This window comes from Pseudomonas viridiflava, from assembly GCF_900184295.1.
Classification (GTDB): domain Bacteria; phylum Pseudomonadota; class Gammaproteobacteria; order Pseudomonadales; family Pseudomonadaceae; genus Aquipseudomonas; species Aquipseudomonas viridiflava.
Genome location: NZ_LT855380.1, coordinates 5,628,571 through 5,654,259, shown reverse-complemented (window position 1 = coordinate 5,654,259; position 25,689 = coordinate 5,628,571). Strand labels below are relative to the sequence as shown.

General features: G+C 52.3%; 18 protein-coding genes and 1 pseudogene. 9 read left to right on the top strand and 10 right to left on the bottom strand.

All coding sequences use genetic code 11. From position 1 onward, the window contains the following. Window positions 1-60: 60 nt before the first annotated feature. Window positions 61-1,164, bottom strand: a complete 1,104-nt coding sequence (locus tag CFBP1590_RS25285) for a CHAT domain-containing protein (RefSeq protein WP_088236150.1) — start codon at window positions 1,162-1,164, stop codon at window positions 61-63. Between the two features lie 94 nt (window positions 1,165-1,258). Here CFBP1590_RS25285 and CFBP1590_RS25280 point away from each other — a divergent pair, with 94 nt between their 5' ends. Further along, window positions 1,259-1,753, top strand: a complete 495-nt coding sequence (locus CFBP1590_RS25280) for a hypothetical protein (protein ID WP_088236467.1) — start codon at window positions 1,259-1,261, stop codon at window positions 1,751-1,753. Between the two features lie 515 nt (window positions 1,754-2,268). Here CFBP1590_RS25280 and CFBP1590_RS25275 read toward each other — a convergent pair. After that, window positions 2,269-3,057 carry an SIR2 family NAD-dependent protein deacylase gene (locus CFBP1590_RS25275; RefSeq protein WP_088236149.1) on the bottom strand — a complete coding sequence of 263 codons (789 nt, stop codon included), beginning with the start codon at window positions 3,055-3,057 and terminating at the stop codon, window positions 2,269-2,271. A 324-nt stretch (window positions 3,058-3,381) separates the two neighbouring features. Between CFBP1590_RS25275 and CFBP1590_RS25270 the strand changes: the two genes are divergently transcribed. The 3 genes from CFBP1590_RS25270 (at window position 3,382) to CFBP1590_RS25265 (ending at window position 5,766) form a co-directional block, all read left to right on the top strand. Beyond that, window positions 3,382-4,287 carry a hypothetical protein gene (locus tag CFBP1590_RS25270; RefSeq protein ID WP_088236148.1) on the top strand — a complete coding sequence of 302 codons (906 nt, stop codon included), beginning with the start codon at window positions 3,382-3,384 and terminating at the stop codon, window positions 4,285-4,287. Window positions 4,288-4,318: 31 nt separating this feature from the next. Further along, window positions 4,319-4,468 (top strand): hypothetical protein, encoded by a 150-nt coding sequence (locus CFBP1590_RS27950; protein ID WP_167383106.1) that lies wholly within the window; start codon window positions 4,319-4,321, stop codon window positions 4,466-4,468. A 662-nt stretch (window positions 4,469-5,130) separates the two neighbouring features. Beyond that, window positions 5,131-5,766, top strand: coding sequence for a hypothetical protein (locus CFBP1590_RS25265; protein WP_088236147.1), 636 nt, complete (start codon window positions 5,131-5,133; stop codon window positions 5,764-5,766). A gap of 81 nt (window positions 5,767-5,847) precedes the next feature. Here the strand turns inward: CFBP1590_RS25265 and CFBP1590_RS25260 are convergent, their stop codons facing one another. Together CFBP1590_RS25260 and CFBP1590_RS25255 are read right to left on the bottom strand one after the other, a co-directional pair. Continuing rightward, the gene (locus tag CFBP1590_RS25260) at window positions 5,848-6,339 is read right to left on the bottom strand and encodes a hypothetical protein (RefSeq protein WP_088236146.1); all 492 of its coding nucleotides are present in this window, start codon (window positions 6,337-6,339) and stop codon (window positions 5,848-5,850) included. 77 nt (window positions 6,340-6,416) lie between these two features. Next, on the bottom strand, window positions 6,417-9,185 hold the full coding sequence (locus tag CFBP1590_RS25255) for a UvrD-helicase domain-containing protein (protein WP_088236145.1): 2,769 nt from the start codon (window positions 9,183-9,185) through the stop codon (window positions 6,417-6,419). 496 nt (window positions 9,186-9,681) lie between these two features. Here CFBP1590_RS25255 and CFBP1590_RS25250 point away from each other — a divergent pair, with 496 nt between their 5' ends. Both CFBP1590_RS25250 and CFBP1590_RS25245 read left to right on the top strand, forming a co-directional pair. Beyond that, a complete protein-coding gene (locus CFBP1590_RS25250) occupies window positions 9,682-10,116 on the top strand; it encodes a hypothetical protein (protein ID WP_088236144.1) in 435 nt (144 codons plus the stop codon). 254 nt (window positions 10,117-10,370) lie between these two features. Then, window positions 10,371-10,616, top strand: coding sequence for a hypothetical protein (locus CFBP1590_RS25245; RefSeq protein WP_088236143.1), 246 nt, complete (start codon window positions 10,371-10,373; stop codon window positions 10,614-10,616). A gap of 485 nt (window positions 10,617-11,101) precedes the next feature. On the opposite strand, the gene CFBP1590_RS25240 is transcribed toward CFBP1590_RS25245, so the two are convergent. Continuing rightward, the gene (locus CFBP1590_RS25240; protein WP_088236142.1) at window positions 11,102-12,013 is read right to left on the bottom strand and encodes a tyrosine-type recombinase/integrase; all 912 of its coding nucleotides are present in this window, start codon (window positions 12,011-12,013) and stop codon (window positions 11,102-11,104) included. Window positions 12,014-12,292: 279 nt separating this feature from the next. On the opposite strand from CFBP1590_RS25240, the gene CFBP1590_RS25235 reads away from it, so the two are divergent. Then, window positions 12,293-13,618 (top strand): hypothetical protein, encoded by a 1,326-nt coding sequence (locus CFBP1590_RS25235; RefSeq protein ID WP_088236141.1) that lies wholly within the window; start codon window positions 12,293-12,295, stop codon window positions 13,616-13,618. Window positions 13,619-13,807: 189 nt separating this feature from the next. On the opposite strand, the gene CFBP1590_RS25230 is transcribed toward CFBP1590_RS25235, so the two are convergent. Continuing rightward, entirely contained in the window at window positions 13,808-16,405 is a 2,598-nt protein-coding gene (locus tag CFBP1590_RS25230; protein WP_088236140.1) for an AAA family ATPase, read from the bottom strand. 177 nt (window positions 16,406-16,582) lie between these two features. Beyond that, window positions 16,583-17,383 carry a helix-turn-helix domain-containing protein gene (locus tag CFBP1590_RS25225; RefSeq protein ID WP_231991770.1) on the bottom strand — a complete coding sequence of 267 codons (801 nt, stop codon included), beginning with the start codon at window positions 17,381-17,383 and terminating at the stop codon, window positions 16,583-16,585. A 330-nt stretch (window positions 17,384-17,713) separates the two neighbouring features. On the opposite strand from CFBP1590_RS25225, the gene CFBP1590_RS25220 reads away from it, so the two are divergent. Next, on the top strand, window positions 17,714-18,010 hold the full coding sequence (locus CFBP1590_RS25220) for a hypothetical protein (RefSeq protein ID WP_088236139.1): 297 nt from the start codon (window positions 17,714-17,716) through the stop codon (window positions 18,008-18,010). 43 nt (window positions 18,011-18,053) lie between these two features. Here CFBP1590_RS25220 and CFBP1590_RS25215 read toward each other — a convergent pair whose 3' ends face one another. Beyond that, complete coding sequence (locus tag CFBP1590_RS25215) at window positions 18,054-22,571, bottom strand: NACHT domain-containing protein (protein ID WP_088236138.1); 4,518 nt, start codon at window positions 22,569-22,571, stop codon at window positions 18,054-18,056. A 266-nt stretch (window positions 22,572-22,837) separates the two neighbouring features. On the opposite strand from CFBP1590_RS25215, the pseudogene CFBP1590_RS25210 reads away from it, so the two are divergent. Next, window positions 22,838-23,152: pseudogene (locus CFBP1590_RS25210) on the top strand (thymidylate synthase); the annotation flags it as partial. A 194-nt stretch (window positions 23,153-23,346) separates the two neighbouring features. On the opposite strand, the gene CFBP1590_RS25205 reads toward CFBP1590_RS25210, so the two are convergent. Together CFBP1590_RS25205 and desA are read right to left on the bottom strand one after the other, a co-directional pair. Next, on the bottom strand, window positions 23,347-24,333 hold the full coding sequence (locus tag CFBP1590_RS25205; RefSeq protein ID WP_004882816.1) for a GGDEF domain-containing protein: 987 nt from the start codon (window positions 24,331-24,333) through the stop codon (window positions 23,347-23,349). Window positions 24,334-24,468: 135 nt separating this feature from the next. Beyond that, window positions 24,469-25,653 (bottom strand): delta-9 fatty acid desaturase DesA, encoded by a 1,185-nt coding sequence (gene desA / locus CFBP1590_RS25200; RefSeq protein ID WP_025994335.1) that lies wholly within the window; start codon window positions 25,651-25,653, stop codon window positions 24,469-24,471. Window positions 25,654-25,689 lie beyond the last annotated feature (36 nt).

Sequence of the window (25,689 nt, the reverse complement as noted above, 5' to 3'; positions counted from 1 at the left end):
GAGCAGCTGACTGCTAGCTGGCGGAAGTCGCACGGTGGCGCAGGGGCGGAGGGCCAGAATTCAAAGTGAAGGTGGCCTAACGAGTGTTAGCATCTCTTCAGTCAGACCGTCTTGAATGTATAGCTCTGGTATCGATTCCTCACCAGGGGTCTCCATTGCCACCAGAGCTTTAGCCTGCTCGAACGCCCTAGTGATCGAAAGTCCAAAGCCAATCGCAGAATAGAACTGCGCAGAAAAAATCCGTGCAGGTAGATCCCCAACATCTCTATTCATCCCGATGGTCGCGGGCACGTGCTGCAGGCAGCCTTGGGCTTGATTGAATGAGAAACACGTATTGAAGAACACCAATTTGACACTCTCAGCACCAAGAGCCATGGCACTGACTATGGCTTCTTTGGTGACGTGCTTTTCTTCTCCTAGATCATCCTGTAACACGAGCATGTCAGCGCTTGTTCCGTGGCCACTAAAATGAACTACTGTCGGCTGCAGTTCGTTAATGGCCTGGAGCACGTCTCGCGGTCGTACTGCCCACCTTGTGTGAAATACCACTACATCTCTGTGCTCCGATGCACGGATCCGTTCCCCTATTAAGCGTGCTTCTTCATCTAGAGCAAGCTTGGTGGTTGAGTTGCTGCCAGGGTCGGCTGCGAAGAAAACGACCGTGATTTTTTCTGGAAGAGCCTTCAAACGCTCAATCTCCAGAGCCGTTTGGAGATGTAGATGTTCGTGCCTTGAAAGGCCGTGCGTAATATCGCGAAGCGTACGCTCCTGTTTAAGTGTGGTGCGCTTCTGCTCTGCCATGAGTTTTTTTTCTTCCGTGATTCGCCTGGCCTGAGCAGCGTCTTGCCTTTTACGCTCTCGGCCCAGCTCATCCTCCAGACGCTTTTGTGCGGCAACGAGCTTTGTGTGCTCAGTAGCAATTTTCTTTTCGATTTTGCCGACTTCCGTCTCAGCTTTGGCCTGCTCTTCGGCGTGTCGTATCGCCTCTCGTCGCTTAGACGTTGCGGTCGAGACCGAGGATGCTCGCATTGCAGCCGACAAAGCATCATGACTTATCTTTCCAGCTTTCGCAGCGGCATCGACTTTCTTGGCCTTGTCGCCCTGAAGCTTGGCAATGCCCTTTTGAATATTGGCAACCTGTGTACGGTACTGATCAGCGCTCATAACAAATTCCTTTCTGTCGATGCTTGCATATCGCTACTATACCGCGATCAGGCTCGAGGGTGATTGTGCCTCTCAAAATGGGACTACCACTTCAATGGATGAAACGATTTCGTACCTAAAAGACAGGTTCAAAGAGGAGCAGGCTCGCTTCGATCAGGTGGAGAATAAGAGTGCTAAATTTTTCACCGCCGTGTCGGTTTTGGTTGCAGGGCTTAGCGCTTTAGCAGCGTTAAAAAATGGAATACTCTTCCAGATTCAAACGCCGCTGGCCTTGAGCGCGTTCCTGGCTTTTGCCGTGGCAGCATTCGCTCTAGCTTGCGCTTGGGGCCACGCTCTGAGTGCGCTTAGCGTCAAAGCCTACCCGAACCTACCCTCCAGCCGTGAAACGGCAGAATATCTAAAGGCGGTAGATAATGATGCTCAGAAAGCTCATCTCTATAACTGCTATGTTGACACCCTTGAAATCCTCAAAGCGGCTATCGACGAAAAGTCAAAACCACTAAGTCTGGCCTATCAGGAAATTACTATCGCTGCGGGTTCATTTGCTGTACTCGCCGTGCTTACCATCATCAGAGAGTTGATCGCATGACAAATGAAAAAAAGCCACAAAATAGCGAGCAGAAAATTCCAAGTCCGCCACCGACCACGGAGTATCAACGACGTGACAAAGAATCGCCCTTGAGCCAGCAGGAACGAGATAGGCGCCGATAGTCGTGGCCACTGCATCGGTGCTCCTTGCGGGCTGCAATCAGCTAGTGGAGTAAACCAGCAATGCACCTCGTTGAAGCCATTCGCGCCAAATATCCCTTGCACGTGCCGCTTGCACTTGGGGCAGCGACGCAGCTCAGTTCTTCGAGTTGGCAACTTCACGCAGCGCAAAGTGCCTGACAGTGCAGTCGATACAAAGGATTTTGATTTTTGCGAGTGGATAGGTTTCTCGAGCTTGTTTACGATTTCATGTTAGATAAGCTCCGAGCGCAAGCGGAGCGCGCCGGCCCGCTACGGGCCAGAGGCTTGAGGATGAAAGCCCGCAGGGCCAAACTTGGCGCAGCCAGGTTCTGGTTCACGCCAGCCGTGCCCCGAAGGGGCCAAGCCAAAACGGATCTACCGGAAATGGCCATCCAACGACGAGACAGCATGGTCGCCGAAGGCCTCGCGAAGCAGGTTCTGCATCATCATTGAAGCTGGGCCTTGGAGGAAGTGTTCCTGGGGGCTGACATCGAACCGCACAGGATTTATGTGAACGACAGTCGCACCATGACCCAGCGCACGTAGCGGGAGTTCAGCAGCTGGATACACAACTCCGGACGTACCAATCGAAAGGAAGACATCGCAGCCATCCGCAGCTGCGAGACCTGCGCTCCATGCATTCTCAGGCAGCATCTCACCAAACCAAACGACGCCGGGCCGAACATACCCGCTACATCTACTGCATCGCGGCGGCTCAATCCTACTCCCACCATCCGGCAGGGCCTCGAACGTGATGGGCAGCGTATAAGCCAGCCCGCAATCGATGCACCGAGGGGCATGCAGGCTGCCATGTAGATGAATCACATCCTGGCTGCCAGCTCGTTCGTGTAGGTCATCAACATTTTGAGTCACTACGGTCAGCTTCGGCACATGCTTGGCAAGCTCAGCGATAGCGAGATGAGCCCTGTTGGGCTGCGCTTGGAGAACCTTCAGCCGGCGCCACTCGTACCATCCCCAGCACAGGCTCGGGTCTGCACGAAACGCTTCAGGAGTCGCAAGCTGCGCAGGATCAAATCGCTCCCATAGTCCACTAAGGGCATCTCGGAATGTTGGGATGCCGCTTTCTGCTGACGCTCCTGCACCCGTGAAGACAACGATATGCTGAGCCTCACGCAATCGCTCAGCGAGGGAACTGGTAGTCACAAACTAACCCCTTGATATGCGGCATTTGATCATCGTTCACGCGGCCTAGATCTGCAGTAAGCCAAACGAGGCATTTTGAGCTGGTTGAAGTCGCTCCTTCCCTAGGCCATTCGGAGGCCCTTCGCGAATTTAACCACTGCAAAAATAATATTGCGAAAGCAATCAACCATGGGTAGCATCCACTCAAGGTCTAGAGAACCATCCCCTCCCGCCCATCTTGGGCACGGTAAATCTCTGTTGAACAATTCTTTGCTGCGCTCCTAACTGAGCACTGAATGGCAAGGGGAGGCCCCGTTCTTACATGTGCTCATCATGGAGAAAGGTATGCCTGCTCTCAGTGTTGCCGAAGCAAAAGAATTAGCGCACTACGTAAAACATTCTCACGCTCACATCTTCAATACCGTACCGCTCGGGAAATGGCTGACCGCTATATCGCGTGCCTGTGGGTTCCGTGACTGGAACGTGATGAGCGTCAAAGCACCGAAATTACCCGCTTCGTCCAGTGATAATTGGGGAAACTCTGGTCTCGGTTTTGCTGTTGTATGCGCGCCGGGGCGTGCGACCTCCTACCAATTGTTCCATGATCGCAGCAACGCCTGGAACATGGTGCAAGTCGCCAAAAAACTAGCTCAAAGGATCGCCAGTGGTGGAGAGCATCGGTTTTCAGGCGCGACTTCAAAGTTTTCGTTGCTAGACCCAGCCGAGCCTATCGAAGACTGGCCGGCTTTCAATCTCCCCATACGAAGAAAGCATTCCACAGCGCTTCCCCCTGTTCAGGTCACGATAGCGGACGGAGAGGTCACCATTTGGCTCTGGTGGCTAAGTCCGCGTTACCTGCTTCGCGCAGGCGATTCAGGTGAGCCGGAAACCCTCGGCTTCTACTCTCTGAATGAGCAATCAATGACTACCAAAAATGAGTGCGTTACAAGTTTGTTTTTGCGTGAACTGACCGGTAAGGCCTTACCAAAAAAACACTGCTACTACTGCACCGAGCTTCCAAACGAGCGACACATTTACAGGCTGATGCTCGTTCAGGAAGGCAGTCGTGAAGGGCAAGCAACCCAATACGCTTATGACAATCATGAGTCTGCAGTCAGGCAGAAAATAACGTTGAACTCGAGCCTTGGATTGAGTGAGCGGGATGCCCAAGCCGTATCAGCGGTATTCGCCCAATACGATCCTTATTATGAAGAGGATTATTTCGACGACTACTCGCACAACAACGACTGACTCAGCCATTGCCAGCTAGGAATCAATCTCTATGTCAACGTATCACTATCAGTGCCAACATTGTTATTGCACCACCAGCATGTGGGAGGTGGAAGATGGCGAAGACGATTTCTATGGCGGTGCCATTGAAGACTGTGGCTGTACGTCGCACCATGGTGATCAGGATGACGATGATGACTAACGCTTGACGCTGACCACCTGAGCGCTTGTTTGATTCGGTCTTTGCGTAATTGCGAGGAACTGACCAAGCGCTTGCGTCGCATTTGACCCGCACGCTACGTGTACTTGATCGGCAGAAACCGGCCAGAAGCAGACATCGGAACTGTCGAGAGATACTAGAACCTTCCTGCTAACCGTCAGAGCGAAGGCTTTCAGCACTCAGTTCAGCGATACATTTGCACTGACACGGCAGCTCTACACATTTTGGTGATACCGAGGATTACCAGGATGGATTTCTGGAACTATGCGGCCTTTAAACCTCAATACACCATCACAGGGACGATCTGAGATTGAAGCCAAAGGCTAAAGATTGGAAGGGCATCGCCATAGGCGAGTGCCCTTTATCGACGAGGTGGAGAACCTACATCCCCCAGCGCTTTATGATGCTGACTCAGCAGATGCCACTGAGGCAGATGAACGCGTTGTAGCCTACGCGTAATATCCGTCAATCCTGCCAGAAAAGCGGCTAAGATCCTCGTGACGAAGCACTGCGAAATGCTTAATCGGATGCTGGCCATGTGTCAAAATTCGATTCAATGTTTGATCGTTTTTTGTACACTGGCTCCCTGGTTGCGGTAGGTCAGCGAAACCAGAGATTTTTAATCACCACGGATGGAGACCGAATTGAGTTACATCGTTGCTTTTGTAGATTTAGATGAGCACACAAAGCCAATCCCCGTTGAGTGCTACAGGACTGATTTGATCGTTGGCGATCAGGTTGTCGTGAGCGTGGATGACGGAAGCCTGAGACGCGCAATCGTTGTTGAGCTCCAAAATCTGAACTGGAGCTGTAGGCACCGCATCGAATGCAAAGCTTCTGAAGCAACCGAAACGTCTAAGGGGCAGATTCTGCTACCCGGTGAAAGCCCAGTGAGAGTCGGCATCTGTACAGAGGAAAGCTTCATTTCTGCCGCGCAAGCCATAGGGTGTATACCAGTAAAACCCTCCCATCGCACATACAGACTAATTCTGCTGGCCGAAAACGCAAAGATCCGTGCTAGGATTTTTTTGCGGAAAAATGGTATCGATTTGCAGCTAGTAGACAAAGATCCCAACGGCCTACCGGAACCCTACAGCATCGTCAACTCTTCACTGTCGGAAGGTCAGTCAGTTCGTCATTACTACGCCCATACCAAGTTCAATTTGTTCGAAGGTATTTTGCGATTTTGCAGAAGCGTCATGAACGACGAGCCTGATTTATCTCGTTACTTCATAGCCGTAGGGTCAAATGACAAGCGGCCTGAAGAGTTTAAGCTATAGCGATAATGCTTAACGTATTCAAACCGCACTCATACATTAGTAGATATGCGCATCCTGGCCTCCTCTTTACCAAGTTTCAAATCACCTCAGGTTAGCCGGCAAGGTGCAATCTGTCTTTATAGCTTTCAAGCTTGAGATAACTTTATCGTTGGCGTCTGAGATCTTCTGTATAGTCCCAACATCAGACCATCCCCTCCAAAGCTTTTCTTTTTCTTGTAGGGATGAACAGTGAGCGGTGACCAGGTCAGAATGCATCTGGTTATATATCGCAGGAGTGTTGAGCTGCATTGCATTCTCGATATTTGTTTTCAAATGATCTACCACGTAAATATGCCCATCTTCCGTCAGGATACTTCTTCCGGTCATTAGGAGTTGTGGAGTGATCTGTACCGGATATTGGACGCCTTTGGTGTTGATCACGTTGGTCAGCAGGAATTCTTTCATCGAAGCCTTAGGGTCTGACGCCGTTAGCCTCTCATCCCTGTTCTGATTGTATTTCACGATCACGAAGACAGTACATTTCACCAAGAGCGCGAGCAGTATCAGTATGAGGATTGAACGCAACTTCTTCATCGGTAATCCTTAGCAGAATCTGGAGTTAACTGTGCAGTGAATCACCAGCCGTTTTACGGTCGTTAGCAAACGGTTGATCACCAGGGCCCCCGATGCGTAGAGCCGCCCCGCTGGTTTGAAGCCTTTCTTGGTTGCTTGGGCTTGTGACTGCACATGGGGTAACTCGAGCATGAGCGGAACTCCCCATAAGGGCCTTGGCGCGGGACAATGACGCCAGTCTTGCAGGTCGGACAACGATCTTCTTTTATCGGCTCGCCCCGGATGTTCGTCACTTTGATAGCGCCGTCATTGACCATCTCATCGATAAAAGGTGAGTTTTTCCCCATGACAGTGAACATCGCTACAGAACGACGAGCACGTGTTAGAGCTACGTAAAACAACCGCCGCTCCTCACTGTGCTGGTACGTGTCCCCAGCCGGCATTACAAGCCCAAGCAGAGAGTCATCACTCTTCATGTTGGGAAAGCCTCTGGAGACCATGCCAGGTAGGACAACATATTCGGCCTCATCACCTTTGGAGGTGTGGATAGTCTTGAATTTAACGTCCAGAAGATCTCCGAAATCGTATTGCCAGTATTCGGGAATGTACTGCTGGTCGTTTCTGTACCTACCTAGGATGAAGACAGTGACTTTTCCGTTCTTACCTAATGGCACCGTACCTTCAGCCAAACGTGCATGTAGGTCTGAAAGGTAGTGATTTATGCCCCCTTGAATCTGGTTCCTGTTTGGGACTTGAAACGCCTGAATCGGAATATCCACAGCGGGAGTCACAGACGTGACTCGTTTTGCCAGCTGCGACGGATTTTTCGAGACAAATCGGCTGGATATGTCGCAGATCTCTTGAGGGCATCGGAACGTTGTCTCGAGGCGATAGATCTGACCGTGCCCAAACCATTCCCGAAAGCCAGTCATGACAGAGATATCTGCACCTGCAAAGCGGTTGATAGACTGCCAGTCGTCACCAACAGCAAAAAGGTGCCGCCCTGGCTCGGCCACTAACGCCCGGCAAAGACGCGCACGAGCTCTCGATGCATCCTGGTACTCGTCCGCCATTACCAGGCTGTATGGTGAAGGATGGCCTCGCTCTAACACCTCTGCGGCCATGATGATCATGTCCTCAAAGTCGATTCCTTTCTCTAGGGAGAGGGCCATGTTCCAGCCATTCACCACCGGGATTGCCAGCTTTAGAAAAGCCTCAAATCTATATTTAAAAACATCTGTCGGTAGGGCCTCGAGTCGCTCATGCAGGGACTCGATGGTAAGGCTATTACTCTTTAAATGAGTGATAAACGTTCTAATAAGCTTTACTAGGTCGACGTGCTCCATCGGCACCATTCCCTTGTCAGGGATAGGACGGTCTGGGTTCGGATCAAGAACCAAACCTCGAGCGGTTAGCTCCTTGGACAGGTGCCTAAAAATCTCGCCACAGTTCAACTGGTGCGAAGTCGTCTCCATGAGAGCTGTACCCATTTTTTTATGGGTCTCACGCTTCCATTTCACTCCTTCAACGTAGTCTTTGAAATGCTCTGGTGCTTGGCCCGATGCGTCCAAGGCGAAGTGCTCGTGGTAGAGGTTGATTTCAGGGTAGAAAAAGTCTGGGAAATATTGACGATGCGTGACAGTGGCGGTGTCATGCTCGTAAGAGCGTTCATACTGATAATCGATACCGTGAAAAAAAAGCCAGTTCGCGATCACCCGCTCCTCATGGCTTGCCACATGCTCACCGTTCAATGAGACAAGGCGACCTTGCCCTTCCTTGTCCCAGACCTCAAATAGCTGATCCTCGCCGGCTGCAGGGATATCTCGGCCAAGTACCAGTCTGAACAGATCCCACTCTTCTCTGAACTCTTCTGATTGATCCCTGAGGTCATCGACAATAGTCATGAGCTTCTCGAAGCCCAAGACATTCTCCACCGCCCACTCAGGAACATGAGGCTTGCGCCCGGTCGCCTCGGCAATGATTGATAGTCCAAGAGAGTGAAAGGTCTTGGCCTCGATCTGTACGTTTTCGATAGCAACACGCTCAAGCGATAGAGCGACTCGTGCCTGAAGCTCTTCAGCGGCAGCTTTGTTGAAGGCCAGCATCACGATAGAGCCAGGGAATACCAGTTTGCGGTGCAGGGCATAAACTGCCTTGGCCACCATGGTTGATGTTTTTCCTGAGCCTGCAGAAGCAATGACTTGTACTCGGTTATCGAAACAGATCACCGCACGCGATTGCTCATCGGTGAGGGGTTTGCTTTCCACCCCGGCAAATAGCGCCTTGCATGCCTCAAGCTCCCGCTGCACGTGATCATCGTTTCGCTGCGCCCAAGCCTCAGGCCAGTCGCACATCCAGTTCTCCAGATCTCGCTCGACGGTCGTGTCTGCATCTGGCAGAGATGACTGAACTTCTGGGGTCTGAAACAGCTTGTTTAACGCTTGATCGTCAAGGTTCAGGCTCGGCTTAGCTGCCAACAACTCTTGCTGCATCTCATGAGTCAGCCACAAGCATTTCGAATCAACCGTTTTTATAGAACTTTCGACAGCGTTTAACCAGATTCGGATGAGCGAGTAGCACTCTTGAAAGCGCTGCCGACGAGTGACTTTGAGAAGTCGGCCTATTTCCTCACGGAGTAGAGACTCCTTCGAGTTAGGCAATCCATCCACGCGGAATATGCGGCCTTCACGGAGGGTGATATCCGTCCACAGCACCCCACGATTGATCTCTAAACTAGAGAGATTATCAGGCTGTACCTCGACCACACTTGCGCCAAGCCTAAAAAAAAGCCGGTCGTCCTCGACATGCAGACGCCACGGCTCAGTTTTTGTCAGCAACCGCCCCCAAGCGGATGCTCGCCATTCCATAGTCATCCTGGTACCACAAGCATAAAGATCCCAGTGTACCCCAAGACGTCCTACGTTCCGGGGCGAAATGGCCTACAGGCCAAACGGTGCATCGACTTCTGATCGGGAGGATAAATTCCAGGGAAGTATTGGTTCGACTTAGGTCGCATCTAGGTGGATTCTGCGAGCAGCGATGCATCTCGCAGTCACTAAAAGATGGGCGCTAGAGCTTGAAAAGGCTTTGGAATGATGAATGGGTAAATCTCGCTTACACCGCACAAGCCAGCTAGCAATGTCGAGTGAAGAATGCGCTGCATTGACTTGGCGGACATCTGGCCAAAATCACCCTTCCTGGCGGCGCTAAGGTACCTGTGTTCACTTCACACCCCTCCTGCATGGATAGACGCCTATAGGCAAGACTAAGTTACTGTGTGCGTATAGTAGGTCTTGTCTGTTGCTGCTGTTAAGTATTTAGGGTAAGCTTACTCTACACCTACAGAGGCGCGGAATAACAAACGTGAAAAATGAAATTACTGATGCACTGGACTCGCTCAAGCCTTCTGATGACGGCAAGACTATCAAGGGGACTCGGGCACTGATCTCGGCTCTCCAAGAAGCAACAGGATTTCCTCAATCGAAGATCGCTGAGATCAGCCAATGTAGCATTGCAGGCATCCAGCGCTGGGTCAGTCTCGATAGCGGACAGAAAACCCGGCTCAACCATCTGATCCAATATTCTCGATCTGTTGCGCAAAAACTTGAGGCCGGAGAAACGTCGCCTGGGCAAGCGGGATCGTTCGCCGAAGCTATACGTCGATTCCCTTTGGCAGATTTGGAAAGTGAGTTTCGTGCGAGCTTGCTACGACTGACGGGCGTGACGGTTGAAAGCTGCGAAATCAGCAAGCTTGAATCGAGCGGTGGGGCGGTGACTCTTGAGTTCCGAATCAAATGACGGCTGAGCATTAAGAGAGAGAACCGCTGTGTCCAATGGAGCCCTCAGGCTTTGTGCTAGCTGCTAAGAGCTGGTTTTGCCTGCCTAGGGCGAGCGCGTTAAGTTTCTAGCCTCGATGCCGATCTCTGCCCAGCATGCGGGTATAGGCATCACATGAGTTCTAATTGGCTTATGTGGTCAAAGTGCCATCAGTCGAATAGTATTGGCATTACTGTGCTGAGGTATCAGTACAGATCAATCAACAAGGAGATGTTATGGGCTTCTGGGATAAAGCAGGTGAACTCGCGTTGAAGGCTGGCACCTTTGCTGTGAAAGAGGTGAAGGCTGCCGGAGATCGCTCTCGGGAGTACAAAGAGCTCATGCCGACCCTATCTGATGATGAGCTTCTGCGGATTGTGAAAAAGGAGCGCAGCTCCTCCCCCATGAAAGCTGGTGCAGCACATGGTGAGCTTAAAAACCGTGGTTACGATCCAGAGTCGATCAAACAACTTGCTTCATAGACCTAGCTCTCATTTATTGACCATGCATCTGATAAGGAATATCCATGTCGTGTAGCGCTTGTGGTGCGGGAAATCACACCCTAAAAAATTGTCCTAATGTTAATCGCTGCTCTGTTTGCAGCAAGTCTGGTCATAACGCTCAAACTTGTCCGGAGGCCCGGCGTTGCAGTATTTGCAGTGGCAGAAATCACGATGCCCGCAATTGTCCTGTCAAAAAATAAGATGCCCTCTGGGTCATTCGATCAGCTTTGAAAGGTGCTATCACCCTCAACGCAAGCGGAGCGCGCAGGCCCTTTGGGCCAAAGGCCTGAGGATGGAAGCCCGTAGGGCCAAAACCTGGCGAAGCCAGGGTTTGGTTTACGACAGCCGTACCCCGATAGGGGGCGGGCTCAAAGCATGGATACCTTAGATCGCCGTCGACCTATGAGGCATACAAAGCGCCAATTGCCCGCGAATCTGGCGCTATGTCATTTCCGAGTTTGGGCCTAGTGAACAGTGCTACTGGTTGTCGGTAATCCGACTGCGTATGCCAATGACGTGTTGGCTGAGTGGTGCCCCATGCTATCGCTGATTTGACGCATGAAGTGCGCGTAATTTTCTGTAGTGCTGCGGATAGCATGAGGTGTGAGCAGGCCCGCATCAATATCCGCTTTGCGAGCCCACGAGACACAGATCTTTCTCAGCGCGTAAGGCGATAGTGGACGCCCAGGGGCATTAGCCGCACGGAAAAGATACTCTCCGTCCGACAACTTCGAGGTTTTGATGTATTGCTCGAACATCGACCTGTGCCTATCGGGAATTGCATCGAGTACCTTCTTGGTTTCACGGCTCTTCACACCATACACCGCAACACCATGCTGCATTCTGGCCGACAGGAACTCGTTTTGCCGTAAAGCACCCAGCATGCATGCAAGCAGCGCCCGATCCCTCAAGTCGCCAGATTCGGCAAGAATGCTTTCCAAAGTATGGACGTGTTCTTTGGTCAATCCTGACTGATCCCGGCTAACCAGACCAGGCAACGGGCTATGACCAGCACTTGGAGAAACCCGCACACGTTTGAAGGCTACGAGCTTTTTCAGTGAGAGATCGTTTACAAGCTGTTCCAGCTTCTGTTGAACCACAGGCAGCAATGTTTCCGGCTGCAGGGTAGCTTCGATGGCTGAACGAATTGCCCGTCTGACGTCGGCTTCGAGCGGCGCAGACTCATGTGGTGGACAGACCTTTGAGGTTTCGCTGAGATCGTGGAAGCTCTGATAGCCCAGTCCTTGCGCAAGCGCTTTTTGAGCATCTGCCAGCGAGATTGGGGTTGGGCCACACCATTGCTGTTGCAACTGCTTGGACAGGCTTTTGAAGCCACGATTACGGATCAAGTCTTGTGGATAGACTGGGACGCGCATAGCAATTCTCCGGTAGCGTCAGGGTGTCGGCTGCCCGCTGACTATCGTCGAAATGCGTGCGATAAAGAGGTGTTGCAACCTGTGGCACTAGAGCCTTCACGAGCCGACCGTTTGATCCAGGGAGATCAGAGATGCGGCGAAGCTAGCATGCCAATCTGCAGCGCGTCTAGGTATGCCTGGGTATTTGGCGGTGTCCATGCCTTGAAAGACACATTTACAGATTGAGAGCGACACTGGTCAGTTTTTTAAAGATAGATTACAGGTAGGAGAGACAAGGGAATGGCTGCTAAAGGTGCAAATAGCTTTGGCCGATTAATGAGGCACTTAGATCAAGGGGATTTTGCCAAAAGTGAAAAGCCTTTGGCTTTTGTGGAAGATCTGTTTTGTAAGGAGTGGTTATCCACGAACGGCGGCCATCGGCTTCAGAAGCTATGGACGAGAAAAGACATGTTGTCTAGCACAGAGCTCTTTGCGCTAGGGCGTGCAATCGAGATACTGACTCCTGATCACTCGCTCTGGCTGAAGCGGGTGGCAAATGACATCATAAGACAACCAAAAAATGCTCATGGATATCTGGCCGAAATAATAGTCTGCGCTTCTCTATCAGCTCCTGGCGGCATAGTCCTTCCTGCGTCAAAGGGGAATAAAGGGTTCGATTTAACGTTGACGATGCCCTCCCAATTCAAGTACCAAATTTCTATAAAAAATCATGACATATCGGAACATGAAGGGGTGTTTAGAGAGAAATGTGCTGTTCTCAAAGCCGCTTTTCAGAAGAAGATGAATGAACTGCGAATTCATGGCGCCCTGAGGATTGCTTCGGATCAATTTATTGAGCCAGCTTCTCTCGATACACTGGTAGCGTGGGTTTCCAAGAAAATGGAAGCGCCTGGATCTTACGAATGCCAAGGGGGAGCTGTAAGAGTCTTCTTTTCTGAGCTGCATTCAACAGAAAAACGGCCATTGGCAGGAAGCTTTTTTTCTAGCGATTTAATGGTTATTAGTGGGTTCCATAGAAATGAGTTGGCCAATCAGAAGTCTCGAATACTCAAGGCAGCAGAGAATCTGAAGAAGCACGTTTCTCCGTCATCTAACTCTTGCCGATTCGTCTGGATGAGGGTTCACTCCAGCGCGGATGTGGGGTTGATATCTGGGGTAGTGAAGGAGTTGCTCGCACAAGAAGTGTCTGGTGATATTGGTTTTGACGGGTTTATCATCGCACAGCCTTCAATCGTTCGAGAGAATGGCTCGAGTAGGGTGAACACTGTATTTTCAATTATCGAGGGCCCCCATGTTGGGCTGCAGACTTCGAGGAAATTGGGGGAAAAAATTTCCATAGAGGTTTTAGTAGGGAGTTTTAGTTCTGAGCCATCTCGTGTACTGCTTCAGGTAGATGGGAGAAATATAGAGCTTTCGGCTCATCAATATATTTATCAGGATAGTGACTTCTACGTGTTATCAAAAATGGAGAATGGCGCAGCTACAGGTGATATCTCTTCACCTGCTTCCGGTGTGCGGAACCACAGTGTCATTGATATAGATGGACAGGAACTTGGATTGACTGGCCGATTGACTCCTAGAGCGGAAGAGCTATTGGTCTTCTAAGCTGATCAGCTCGCCGGCGCCTTGGCCTCTGCGGTCGGACTCTGCTTTAGCAGGGTCATCTTAAGAGGCTAGAGTAGGCGGGGCTCTGTCCGGTGTGTGAGTGCATCATCGCAGATGTTCATATCAGTTTAGGCGCGGGCCAGCATCAGGAGACTCATTATGATCCTGGCCTTCGCTATATGATTCAGGTTAGCTGGATCTCGATCCGAATTCGGCTATCCACTTTTGCAGAGCCAAGACGTCGGCCTCAAAGACATCCAGCTCGAGCGCGCTGCTGGGCAACTCGTCCGACTGGGCATGCTCAAACACTGAGTAGCGTGTCATCAGGTCATCAATGAATACGCAGTCTTCATTTTTCACCTTGGCGACCTTGTGCAGTTTGCCTTGGGTGTTGATTGCACGCCTGAAACGTCCTACAACATCTGCCAGCAGGATGAACTCAATCGTCTTTTCAACGATGATCCTGAAGTCACTGCACGCGCTCTTGCCAAGCGCCTCGTAAGCTTCGACCTCAGCGTTTTCCTGGTGCTTCTTTAGGCGTGTAATAGCGTTATCGATCAATCCGCGCACCGCGCTTTCCGGCTTTAGGTCTCGAGCGCTTGCAGTCGCGACAATGCCGGCAGTTTTCGCTAACCGTTGAAGTGACGTCAGCGTTGGCTTGATGGAGGGCATCCCAGGGGTCTGCTCCCACTTCTTGGTAACAGCTTCTACCTGAGCTACCAGAGAAAGTCGGTGAGTGAAAATGATGACCTGCCTCGTCTGAGATAGGGCCACGAGACGCTCGACTACTTTTTCTTCGAAGTCCTGATCCAGCGAAGAAATCGGGTCATCAAAAATGAACGGGGCCAGTTGGTTTGAGCCTGTGGTGTCCGCAAGGAACGCTGCAAGCGCAGCGATCCTGGTCTCTCCTTCGCTCAAGATATAGTCCAGGCCATGGGTGCCATTTGCACCCACCAGGTTCAAGCCGAAGGTGATCTTGCCTTTGCCCCCGGATTTACTTTGCGGCGCGATTGGAAGACGGTGGCCGCCGAGGCGCTTCAACTCATCCAGGAATCGAGATTGATAGCCGGCATCAAGCTCGGTCTTCGCCAGCTCGTTTTTCTTCGTAGTCAGGGCATTGGTGGCGGCTGAGCGCGAAGCTTTATCAATCGCTGCAACGGCGATCAACCTAGCCCTTTCTGCAACAATTGACGCTTTGTTTTGAGAGAGCCACTGCTTGGCTTGGAGTTGCTGAACTCGGCTCTGCACGGCTTGGCGATGTTCATCTTTCAACAAGGCCGACAGGCTCAGCTCCTCCTCGGTGAGTTTTGCAGACTTGGTCTTTGCCGCCTCGTTTATGCCCGACCAGTCGAAAGGTTGCAGGGTGCCTACAGGGCTACCCAGTGAAATTTGATCTAACCGTGCTTTCAGCAGGCCAAGCCAGCTGACCCCATCGGCTTCTTCAAAGCCTAGAGTGGACATGTGGACAATCCAGTCAGCTTGTCCTGGAAGAACCGGCAGCCGCTTCTTGCGGTCGGCAAATCCATTTTCAGCCGTCTTGGCGGTTGTTTCGAGGCCGTCAGTCACGAACTTCTCAAACCCTGTCAGTCGGGCTTTGGCATCCTCGCTGAGGCTTTGGTGGCAAAGTACGCAACGTGAATCAGCTGAGACGTTAGGGAACGCTATATCGACGTAGGCTGTTCCGGTGGAATAGGCACGTGCTTGCTCCCACATTTTCTGCCAGGTCGCTGAGCCAACACCCTCAAGCTCTGCTTTCCCGAAAATAGCTGCCGCTGCCTCTTCGCAGGTGCTCCTCGCTTTGACGGCGGTATTCTTCAGGTTTTCCAGTTCACCCGCCGTCGCGTCGTTCAAGCCCAACTGAAGTGTCGACATCGCTGTCTCGATACTTTTCAGGGCAGTTTTTTCTTTGTTGATAGCCAAGAGACGACCGGCGATGTCCTTCTCTGCAAGCAAGGCTTCGCTTTCTATACGCTCCCGATCAAGTTGGTCGGTATACAGACATTCCTTATCAATGCTCGCAGGCGCAGTCGTGCTCTTCAAGGCGGAAAGCCATTTCGCTTCGACTGTTTGACTAAGGCTCTGAGCCATAGCGGGTAGCGCTTTGCTAAGCAACGCCTTTTCTCTTGCAAGCTCCGCGCTAACGGCATCTGCGGTGGCGATCAGCGCGGATACAAACTTCATCCGGCTTGGCTCATAGCAAGCCTCAGTCCTGGTCATGTACTGCTGGGCAGCCTTGGTATCGAACACCTGTGCATGTCGTAGCGCTTTGTGAGGCCCACTGGGAATGTCCCAGTGAACATCAGCCGATTTACCGTCAATCGATACCTTGAACTGTGCACGGCACGGAGTCGGTGCTGGATCGAAGACATTTCCGTGAATGTCGTCCTTGGAACGTGATCCGCAGATCTGCTTGAGCAACCTTGCAAACCCGCTTTTGCCGGTTCCATTCTGTCCGTAGATAACAGACAGGTTACTCTTGCCGAAGGGGAGGTTGGCGCCAGGCTTGATTGCGTTCAAACCATGCACATCCAGGATCTCTTCAATCCGGAGCATGGGTCTATTGGCGACCTGCGATAACGTGCCGGGCGTGACGCTCAGAAGTCCTGTATCAGCCTCACCCTTGGCCTCGACCATGCAGAGCCTGGACAGCTCTTTGACTTCGTCCTGGTTCAGCTGCCGCTTCGAGTCGATAAGCATTCGAGCTGCAGTCTGCAACCATTTGGGGCGCCCGTTTAACCATGTCTCAAAATCATCAGCGACTACTGGTGCTATCTCAATCGTAGACATGGTGCGCTCGTTTCAAAAAGGAATCTGTGAGCGTAGACGTAAACTGGATTTTTGGTGTTAATTGGCCACTACAATAGTTTCAAGATGTGCCTGCGAGGGCTACTGGGCGAATGCGGTCAAGTGGGTCGGCGGTAGGCTGCCGCCGCTGTATGCCTTGGCGCTGCCTCACGCGCTCTACTAGGAGGCTGAACTGGGCAGTGGCTTGAACTCATCGCGATTTGCAACGCTCTCTAGCGCCCCGAAGCGCACCTTCAGCCCCTTAATCAAGTAGCGATTTGTCCGGTCGAAATCCTGGCCATCGTATTCGCTGTAATTCCCAGATCGGAAAGAGATCAGGTTCATCTCGAAGAGTAGCGTGATTGCGGGGCTTACTGAATGGCGACCCACATCGGTCAGCTCAGAAATCCTGTCATAACTGATCACAGTCAGCCCGTCGTCTTTAGGGAAGTCGCGGTGACGAAGGGCCAGCAGCAAAATGTATATCTTGAGCGCTTGCAGCGAGAGGCGCTTGTTGAAGGTAAATCCCTTGAGCTTTGTTAGCGTTTTCTCTGGGGGGTTGCTCGAGTGATCGTCCTTCGGCCCTCGGCCATGATAAAACCAACTCTTAGGGATTTTGGCGAACCCTTGATCTTCTAGCCATCGCTCAACGTAGATCAAAGACCCCCCTCTTGGGTGAGTAGTATCGCGACGGATGTACCCGTTATCTTCAAGCACCTGCAGTGACCGGGCGATCACATTTCTCGAGAGCCCTGCCAACGTGCAAAGCTCCGGGTAGGTTGTCTTCACCACGCCGGTCTCGTACTTCGCGCGAGTACAAATCGCTAAGTACACCTTCAGTGCCGCGAGTGAGGTGTTCAGCACCGTCAGGTCGACTTGACCGTTGCCATCGCGCTCACCAAAACTTTTCAGTCCTCCTTGCATGGCCCAGCGGTTTGGCATTTTTGCCCAGCGGAGCTCAGGTAGTGGTGTCTTGCTCATTTTTCCTTCCTCAACAGCGCCAAGCTCAAAACGAGTGCGACACACAATGCGAGAGTCAGTGGATCAGCAGAGATCGCTTTATCAACAAGAGTCATTAAATCGTTCATGGAAAGGGCTCCGTTACTTTCGATGCCTCCGAAATTAATCGCTCCCTTGCCGTTGAATCTAGATATAGGCGATCATGATTTATCGTCTAGATTGCCTGAATTCAAAGGTCTGCAGCTCCGATCTCCTAAAATTATTAGTATTTTCGACCGATAGACGGGTAGTATCAATATACTATTTTTGATTTTAAGAGTTTGATATTGAAATCACTAACGGAGTATAGATATGGCGGATTTAGAAACTCCTTTCACTGAAATCCATCTTCCGTTTCATCTGAGCCAAAAAAATCGGAAGGTTAGGCTGGTTCAGAGAGATGGGGGTTACACGCTGGTGGTGGTGCATAACGACACTGTGCATCTCCTGACTGCTCAGAGGGGGCACGTTCGGGTGTTTAAGAATCTGACGCTGGCGGCGGAGTATCTTAAGGCCAAGGGGGTGAAGAAATTTATGGTGTATCTTGAGGTGGCGAAAGAGGCTGCGGAGCGCAAGGCCAGAAAAGTTTTTGACTGGGATGAGGAATAGTGTGATTTGGGGCGACACTTGGGTATCGCCCGGCATAGCCTATTCAGTTAGCCCCCTTAACTTTAAGCTTCGCAGCGATATACTGCTCTGAATCCCCCCTGGCCCAATCATCGCGCCAACAAACCGTTTGTGGTTTGCCCCGCTCGTGCCACACCACACCTTCTGAACGTCTCCGGGATGCATGTTCATTGTCACCGCCAGGCCATGCGCTACGTTCCGTCACAAAAACCCATACGCAAGCAAGCCCGTCTTCCTCCAGAAATGTCTGGAAAAGCTGCTGGTCGATAAACGCGTGTGAGCCATCACCTGGGCTTCTGCCGCAAATGAAGCGAGTTTCTCCAGAGTGATCCACGTAGACAGCTTGATCTGTAGGATGGGGCTTCAGTTTGAGCCTCTGGGCCAGCCAAGGCGCTGGTATTAAAGCCTGCGTGCCTTCGGGCATTGAGACATCCAAATGTGATTCCCAATAGTGGCGGAAGCAGGGATAGGCGACTTCTATTTCCCCCAAGTCGTAAAAGTCATAGGTTGACCATTGCTCTTGAGCCCATGTCGAGCGCCATGGCGCTTCTCTAAGATAGCCATCATTGGTGAAATCACGAGCTGTCCAGGAGTCCACTTCCAGCTTTTGCTTTTCCCCAATGTAATCGAGAAGCTGTTGCTCGTCCTCCCGCCTTACCAACACCGGCAACAGGAAGCGCCACTGCTGTTGCCTGGAGCCATGCTCCCCACCTTCCTTCTCTGGGTACTTCACAGTCACGGAGCGATGTTCGTGTAGGGCTACCCATGCCGCACTGGATGAATCAGTACGGATTACCAGGTTTGCTATGCCGTCGGAGGGTTCCTCCTCGAAAGGCCATTTCCCTACGTCGTTTTCGACAGTCTCTCGTATGGCTATCCGAAACTCATCGATCACCGGGTGGTTTACATCGGGCCGGCTATGCTCGTCAGTGAGCAGGATGGTTGGGTCTATGTCGCGATGAGTACCGATGTCCAGAGGGCTGGCGTAACGACGCGCCCCCTGTTCAGACGTCTCAGATAACCACTTGTTGTCGGCAAGGCTGCAGAGAAGCTCATCAAGGGCAAGCCACTGGTATTTTTTACCGATGCGTTCGATTAATGGTCGATTGCGACTGTAGTCATGCCGACCCGAACGATCATCCGGAAACAGCTTTTTTGTCCAGCCAAGCCCGTACGCTCGTTTGGCCACCCAACGCTGTGCCGCCTTTATGTCGACGTGAGGTAGCCGCTCAGTCGCAGTCGTCGAGCGTTTGAAGCGTTTTTTATACTCCTTTTTATATCTTGTCCGCTCATCAGGGCTCAAAATATCCAGTAGTATTTTTTCAGCCCTCGCAAAGTACGCTGAGCGCTCAGTAATATCCTCCTCGGAAAGCTTGAGCCTCAGATCTCTGAAGGCATTAGGCCTGAAATCGTTCATAAGTTTCAGGACGTCAGTTCTTAGATCGCAGTGGTTAATAACCTCATCCTCGAACCGCTCATATACCTGGGTGGCGCTCAGAGGCTCCTGCAACTCCAATGGCACGCTCAAGAAGGAGCCGATCCTCGGCTGTATCTCATAGCTCGCGAAATCGCCCCCCCATCCGGCGCAAGAATCTTGAATCTGCGAGTCTCCAGCCCGCGTCACTGCCTTTTCAAGGGCCTCTTCGGACACTGACAGCCTTATGTTTTTTGAGTGATAAGGGGGCGTAGCTTTCACGATATCAACCTGTTCGGACAGGTGATCATTTAGCAGTGCGTGCTCGATAATGCCTAGCGCGCTGTCCCTGAGTAGAATCGAGAGCGGAACATCCTCTCTGTCGAAGACCTCGTTGTACGCGACCTTAGAAAAGGTGCTCAGTCGATGCTTCTCTGGATCGATGCAGCATGCTCCAAAGGCGGCTGTGTGTAGGCGCTCGAGGACGTAGAGATCGTCTACCTGCCTGAAATCCCTGCAAAGCATCCCATACAGGCTGGGATTCCAGATCATGAGCGACGTAAGCGCCTTGGTCGCTTTGTCTCGCAGCTCCCGGTGAGAGCAAGTGAAAAACCAGGTCAATGTTATTGCGCAGAGGTACTGGACTTCTGGGTCTGTTTGATCGCGTTGCTCGAAGGCACTCCATTCAATCAAACGCCGCCCGGTATTTTCCTCATCCATGGACAGGAAGTTCAGCTGAGTTGTCCATGACGCATCGCGCTTGGGCATGCTCTGAGCCTCTAGCCGATTGTGCAAAGACTTCGCATTCCACGGGTGGCCTACACTCGCACTCACTTGAAGCATGATGTCTAGATAATCTTCGTTCTCAGATAGGAAATGCTCAAAGAGTTCAAGCGTACGGTTGCTGAACGACTTATTAGCTCGCCACCGCAAACTTTCAATGAAAGCATTTTCGCTAGAGTTGTCGTTTACCCATTGTTTTGCGCCTCCAGGCATAACATCGAGAAATTCCTCTTGGAAACGTTCAGGTAACTGTACGGACAGCGCTTCGGCCAAACCGGCCCACTTGGGATGAAGCCGCTTTCCATTGTGAATGAACTGGAGCGAGCCGTTTATTAAAGCTTCTGAAGGGTCTTTGACCTCGTCTAGAAGCCCCGAACCCATCAAATAATCCTGTAGCCTCTGGAAGCTAAAGCGGACAATGTCTTCCGACGAGTCGAATGGGTCGATATCTCTGCTTTTTGGATCTGGATCAATCCTGAACAGTCCACTTCGCTGAAGTACCTCAAACCAGGTTGTTCCTGATGGGGGCGGAAAAGCGTGGAACTTATCAGCAACGATGCGTATGGCGTGGGAGTAGCAAACGTAGTCTTGCCGCTTTGCGGCCATCTCCATAGCAATCGATAAAAGGGCTTGATTGGTTGGTTTGACGAGATCATCGCTGCCGTCTCTTCCGGCACCTAAGTGCCGAGCAATACTTCTCAGATAAAAAGAGAAGACCTGCTTAGTACCGGTCAATCCTCTCGGAAACCATTTTTGATTTTCTTTGTTCAACGCAATACAGGCACTTCGCAAAAACAACGGATTGACGAATTCCGCAGCTAGCCAGGGCACGTTAGGTTGTGAGATTCCTCGTTTACTTAGGTATATGCGAGCAGCGCGGGCCTGTTCTTCAGGGGTCGCGAATCCGCGAATTAGAAAAGATGGTACTTTTTCTTCAAGGCTGGAAGGTATGACGTAGGGTGTATATTCACTTCTGCAACTGAACACAGCCAGTAGGTTTTTATGCTTCTCAATCCTAGCGATGAACGCTGCAAGCTCCTTACGCCACAGGGTTATGCCAGATCCCTCATTTAGAGCATCAATCAGAATCAAGCCGCGCTTGCCCGTGACCTCTGCAGCAGCACTCAATGCTTGAAGGAAGGCATCAGGATCTATATCCCCAAGGCCTAAACGGTCAGTGACTTGGCTCCAGATACTTTCGTCAGTTAAGTGTTGGCCGAGTATAAGGACAACGACCCTGCCATCCGAGATAGCTTGCTGAGCAATGTTACCAAGTAAATGAGATTTGCCGGTGCCGGCCTTTCCGTTAAGGAAAAAACTTCGGCTATGCTCTACAGAGAAATATCTGTCTTGAAGTGATGACCTCAGTGCGTATGACGCGTCGCTAAGCTCGCTCAACTGATGATCTAAGGATGCTAAAGATTCGCTTCGGGGCTTTTTCGCATTACGTCTATCTTCCTTGATTGTCCATGCCGTACGTTGGAGATCATGGACGCTGTCCGAGATTTGTTCGATGCATGCAAGACATTCCGCCAGTGGCCAAGTAAGCCAAGCGTCAGGTGTGATTTTTACTTTAAGCGTATCAAGCTTTTTCACCTGGCATACAACGCTTTCCATGAGAGCGGTGCTGGAGCTGCCCAATTCATTTTCAGTGTTGCTTATTTTTGCTAAAGCGCGGACTTTGTCGATCTTGGCCTGGAGCTCTGAAATGATGCCCTGATCGTGCAAAATCACCTTGAATAGCTTTTCAATCCCGACTTCGACATGATCTTCAGGATGAAACCTTTCATCGAGAGATTTTACAGCCCAGTCGACTTTTTCTGATAACCAAGTCGGTGAGAATTCGATATCCCCAAACCAGTATCTTCTCAGGCCTTCGGCATTTGATACGGAGAGTCGGTGGGTCAGGTCTGAAGCAGTCCAAGGAACAAACTCCACTGTTTGACCCGATGGAACATAGGATGTCCATTTTTCCTTATGGGCTTCCCAGTGTTCCCAACCTCTTCTGCCGCCCCCTTGCTTACCGCTCCTATCAGTCAGGTCGCAGGCTAACGCTACAACGTATTTGGTTAGCGATGGATGTGACTGCAGGGCGCGCTTAACGGAGTCGTCAATATTCGCCCAATCAATGTCACCTGCCTTTAGATAGTATTTGGCTTGGTAACCTATCTCGCTTCCATCGCTCAGCAACCAATACGCCTCGATACCGCCGTCACCCCCAGCGCCCTCTATTCGCTTGAATTCTGCGTCAGCGGCTGGTGGTTCGCGTCGTGCAAGCTGGCAAACGAGTTCTTCAAAGGCGAGGCGCTGTCCTGAATCCATGCCTCTGATGCGTCTGTAGTCCATGGTGAGTCCGTTGCGAAATCTGATAGTCGTGATGGCTGATTGCCGATAGTCGAGTGTATCTGCTTCACGAATGTTTTGGCGTGGCTGCCTAGGCGTACGTGCCGCAGGCCGCGCAGTGAGAGGGAGTAGAGCTAAGTAGCTGACCTATATGAAGAAGATAGACATCGCCTCTCGAAATGTGCATAATCCGAACTGCACATAGGGATTTCTTCCATATGAACCAGTAAATACGACTGGGTGTGCAAAAAAAGCATCGCAGGAAGGTCATGGGCACGCCGTTCAACCTCACCGAAGGCGCCGCGCTGCTGAGTCTGATCGGTCGTCTGACGGGCTACACGCCACGCTGGTTCACCTATTTCATTGGTGACGCCCACGTCTACGAGAACCATCTGGACATGCTCAACGAGCAGCTTACCCGCGAGCCGTTCCCGATGCCGAAACTGAAAATCTCCGACCGCGTGCCGGAGTTTGCCAAGACCGGTGTGTATCAGCCGGAGTGGCTGGAGCTGATCGAGCCGTCTGACTTCACGCTGGAAGGCTATGAGCATCACCCGGCAATGACAGCGCCGATGGCGGTTTAAGCGCCGATCCTGATCGTTCCCACGCTCCAGAATGTGACGCGGAGCGTCGGAGAATATCGTGTGATGATCGTTCCTACGCTCCGCGTGGGAATGCCTCTCGGGACGCTCCGCGTCCGCTCTGGAATGTGACCCAGAGCGTCACGGCTGCAGGCCCACGCAGATGGGCGCGATCAGTGGAGGATCAGGCGATCAGCTCAAACCAGAACGATCTGGTTCTTGCCCTGGCGTTTGGCCTGATACATCGCGGCATCGGCGCGGCCGTAGAGGGCTTCCAGGCTGTGGTCGTCCTGGGTCAGGTTGGTCAGGCCCTGGCTGGCCGTAATGCTGAAGGTGCTGGTGCCGCACTGAAAGCTCTGGCGCTGGATCTCGCGTTGCAGGCGCTCTGCGATCTGCATGGCCATCTCCGGTGCGCAACCAGGAAAGACCGCTGCAAACTCTTCACCGCCAATACGTCCGAACAAATCCCCGCGCCTCAGCGCTGAGCGACCGCTCTCGGCAATGCGCTGCAGCACGGTATCGCCTTCCTGGTGGCCGTAGGTGTCGTTCACCAGCTTGAAATCATCGATGTCCAGCAGAAGAAAGGCCAGCGGCGTACCGTTCAGGCGTGCCAGCTCGAACTCGCGCTGGGCGCATTCGAAGAAGTGGCGTCGGTTGCTGCTCTGGGTCAGGACGTCGGTGGTCGCGAGGCGCTGCAGTTCATCCTCGAGCTGTTTCTTCTCGGTGATGTCCTCGGCAATGCCCACCACGACCAGGCGCTGCGCATCATCGGTCTGGCGACTGACGAAGCACTTGTCGCTCAGCCAGCGCACTTCACCGTCGGCGCGGATGATGCGGTATTCGCGGTCTTCAATGGCGCCTTTTTCGATCACTTCGCTCAGGCTGCGCTCGGCGTAGTTGAGGTCATCCGGGTAAATGCTGTCGCGCCACTCGCCGTAATCGGCCAGCAAAAGCCCTGCAGAGCGGCCGAAGATGCGCTCGTAGGCCGGGCTGACGTAAATCATGCGCTGGGTTTCCCAATCGAACGCCCAGAGCACAGCGTTGACGCTGACCAGCAGCGAACTGAACAACTGTTCGCGCTCGCTCAGACGCGCCACTTCAGCCTGAGCATGCATCAGGGCAAGCAAGGTTTCAGCGGCGGCGGGCATTTCTGTAGCGGAGGTGACAGGGCTTTGCTTTTCCATAAGGCGACGTCTCAAGCAGCGCGCAGCCAGTGCTTGCACGCTCTCCCATTCACAGCGGGAAAGACGATCAGATGTTTTAAAAGGGGGGAAGTTCCGAAACCGGCATGCCCGCAAGGGGCACGCCGATCAACGGTGTCAGGCTTGAGCCGGGCGCAGCGAGTAGGTTTTCAACTGATCGGCGAAGTCGCGCAGGGACTGAATGCCACTGGCTTCGGCTTCGTGAATCCACTCTTTCATGGCCGACAGCATGTCATGACCGTTGGTGCTGGTCTTGACCCAGATCTGCTGCAGCGCGAGGCGTTTTTCGTAGATGACCTTCAAGGCCTGGCTGTGTTCCAGCATGGTCTGGATGCGCACATGGTGCCTGTCGTCCAGTAGGCTGGTCTCGCGGGACAGCAGGCGCTTGGCACGGTGGAACTGATGGCGGACCGACGCATCGGCCTTGGCCAGTTCCTGAGCGACCAGCGGACCGATCACGACCTTGCGGTACTGAGCCATGATCTGGAAGCGGTTGTTGAGGATGGCCATCGCGGTGTCCATGTCCATATGGCCCTTGCCTTCGACCCGATGGGCGATAGGCGCGACGCGCTGCACCTTGGCCAGACGCAGAAAGCTGAACACTTTGATCCACGCCCAGCCCATGTCGAACTCCCACGGCTTGACCGACAGCTTGGCCGAATTGGGATAGGTGTGATGGTTGTTGTGCAGTTCTTCGCCACCAATGATGATGCCCCACGGCACCAGATTGGTCGCCGCATCACGGCACTCGAAGTTGCGATAACCCACGGCATGACCCAGTCCGTTGACCACGCCTGCGGCCCAGAACGGAATCCACATCATCTGGATTGCCCACACGGTGATACCGATGGCACCGAACAGCGCCAAGTCGATCACCGCCATCAGGGCAATACCCAGCAGCTTATAGCGCGAGTACAGATTGCGTTCGATCCAGTCTTCCGGGCAGTTCTTGCCGTAGATGCGCAGGGTGTCTTCGTTCTGAGCCTCTTCGCGATATAGCTCGGCGCCCTTGCGCAGGACGGTGGACAGCCCCTTGACGACCGGACTGTGCGGGTCATCGACGGTTTCGCATTTTGCGTGGTGCTTGCGGTGGATGGCGGTCCACTCGCGGGTGTTCTGCGCCGTGGTGAGCCACAGCCAGAAACGGAAGAAGTGCTTGAGCCCCGCATTGAGTTCCAGGGAGCGGTGAGCTGAGTAGCGGTGCAGATAGACCGTGACGCCGACAATCGTCACATGGGTCATGGCCAGCGTGACTGCTATTACCTGCCAGACGGAAAGGTCGAGCAAACCGTTGTACCACATAGGCTGTTTGGCCCTCGTAAAGATACGCGTGAAGAA

Excerpts from the sequence above, each read along its gene's own strand:
- CFBP1590_RS25285 (WP_088236150.1), bottom strand. The coding sequence starts at position 1,164 with ATGAGCGCTGATCAGTACCGTACACAGGTTGCCAATATTCAAAAGGGC.
- CFBP1590_RS25280 (WP_088236467.1), top strand. The coding sequence starts at position 1,259 with ATGGATGAAACGATTTCGTACCTAAAAGACAGGTTCAAAGAGGAGCAG.
- CFBP1590_RS25270 (WP_088236148.1), top strand. The coding sequence starts at position 3,382 with ATGCCTGCTCTCAGTGTTGCCGAAGCAAAAGAATTAGCGCACTACGTA.
- CFBP1590_RS27950 (WP_167383106.1), top strand. The coding sequence starts at position 4,319 with ATGTCAACGTATCACTATCAGTGCCAACATTGTTATTGCACCACCAGC.
- CFBP1590_RS25260 (WP_088236146.1), bottom strand. The coding sequence starts at position 6,339 with ATGAAGAAGTTGCGTTCAATCCTCATACTGATACTGCTCGCGCTCTTG.
- CFBP1590_RS25255 (WP_088236145.1), bottom strand. The coding sequence starts at position 9,185 with ATGGAATGGCGAGCATCCGCTTGGGGGCGGTTGCTGACAAAAACTGAG.
- CFBP1590_RS25245 (WP_088236143.1), top strand. The coding sequence starts at position 10,371 with ATGGGCTTCTGGGATAAAGCAGGTGAACTCGCGTTGAAGGCTGGCACC.
- CFBP1590_RS25240 (WP_088236142.1), bottom strand. The coding sequence starts at position 12,013 with ATGCGCGTCCCAGTCTATCCACAAGACTTGATCCGTAATCGTGGCTTC.
- CFBP1590_RS25235 (WP_088236141.1), top strand. The coding sequence starts at position 12,293 with ATGGCTGCTAAAGGTGCAAATAGCTTTGGCCGATTAATGAGGCACTTA.
- CFBP1590_RS25230 (WP_088236140.1), bottom strand. The coding sequence starts at position 16,405 with ATGTCTACGATTGAGATAGCACCAGTAGTCGCTGATGATTTTGAGACA.
- CFBP1590_RS25225 (WP_231991770.1), bottom strand. The coding sequence starts at position 17,383 with ATGAGCAAGACACCACTACCTGAGCTCCGCTGGGCAAAAATGCCAAAC.
- CFBP1590_RS25220 (WP_088236139.1), top strand. The coding sequence starts at position 17,714 with ATGGCGGATTTAGAAACTCCTTTCACTGAAATCCATCTTCCGTTTCAT.
- CFBP1590_RS25215 (WP_088236138.1), bottom strand. The coding sequence starts at position 22,571 with ATGGACTACAGACGCATCAGAGGCATGGATTCAGGACAGCGCCTCGCC.
- CFBP1590_RS25205 (WP_004882816.1), bottom strand. The coding sequence starts at position 24,333 with ATGGAAAAGCAAAGCCCTGTCACCTCCGCTACAGAAATGCCCGCCGCC.
- desA (WP_025994335.1), bottom strand. The coding sequence starts at position 25,653 with ATGTGGTACAACGGTTTGCTCGACCTTTCCGTCTGGCAGGTAATAGCA.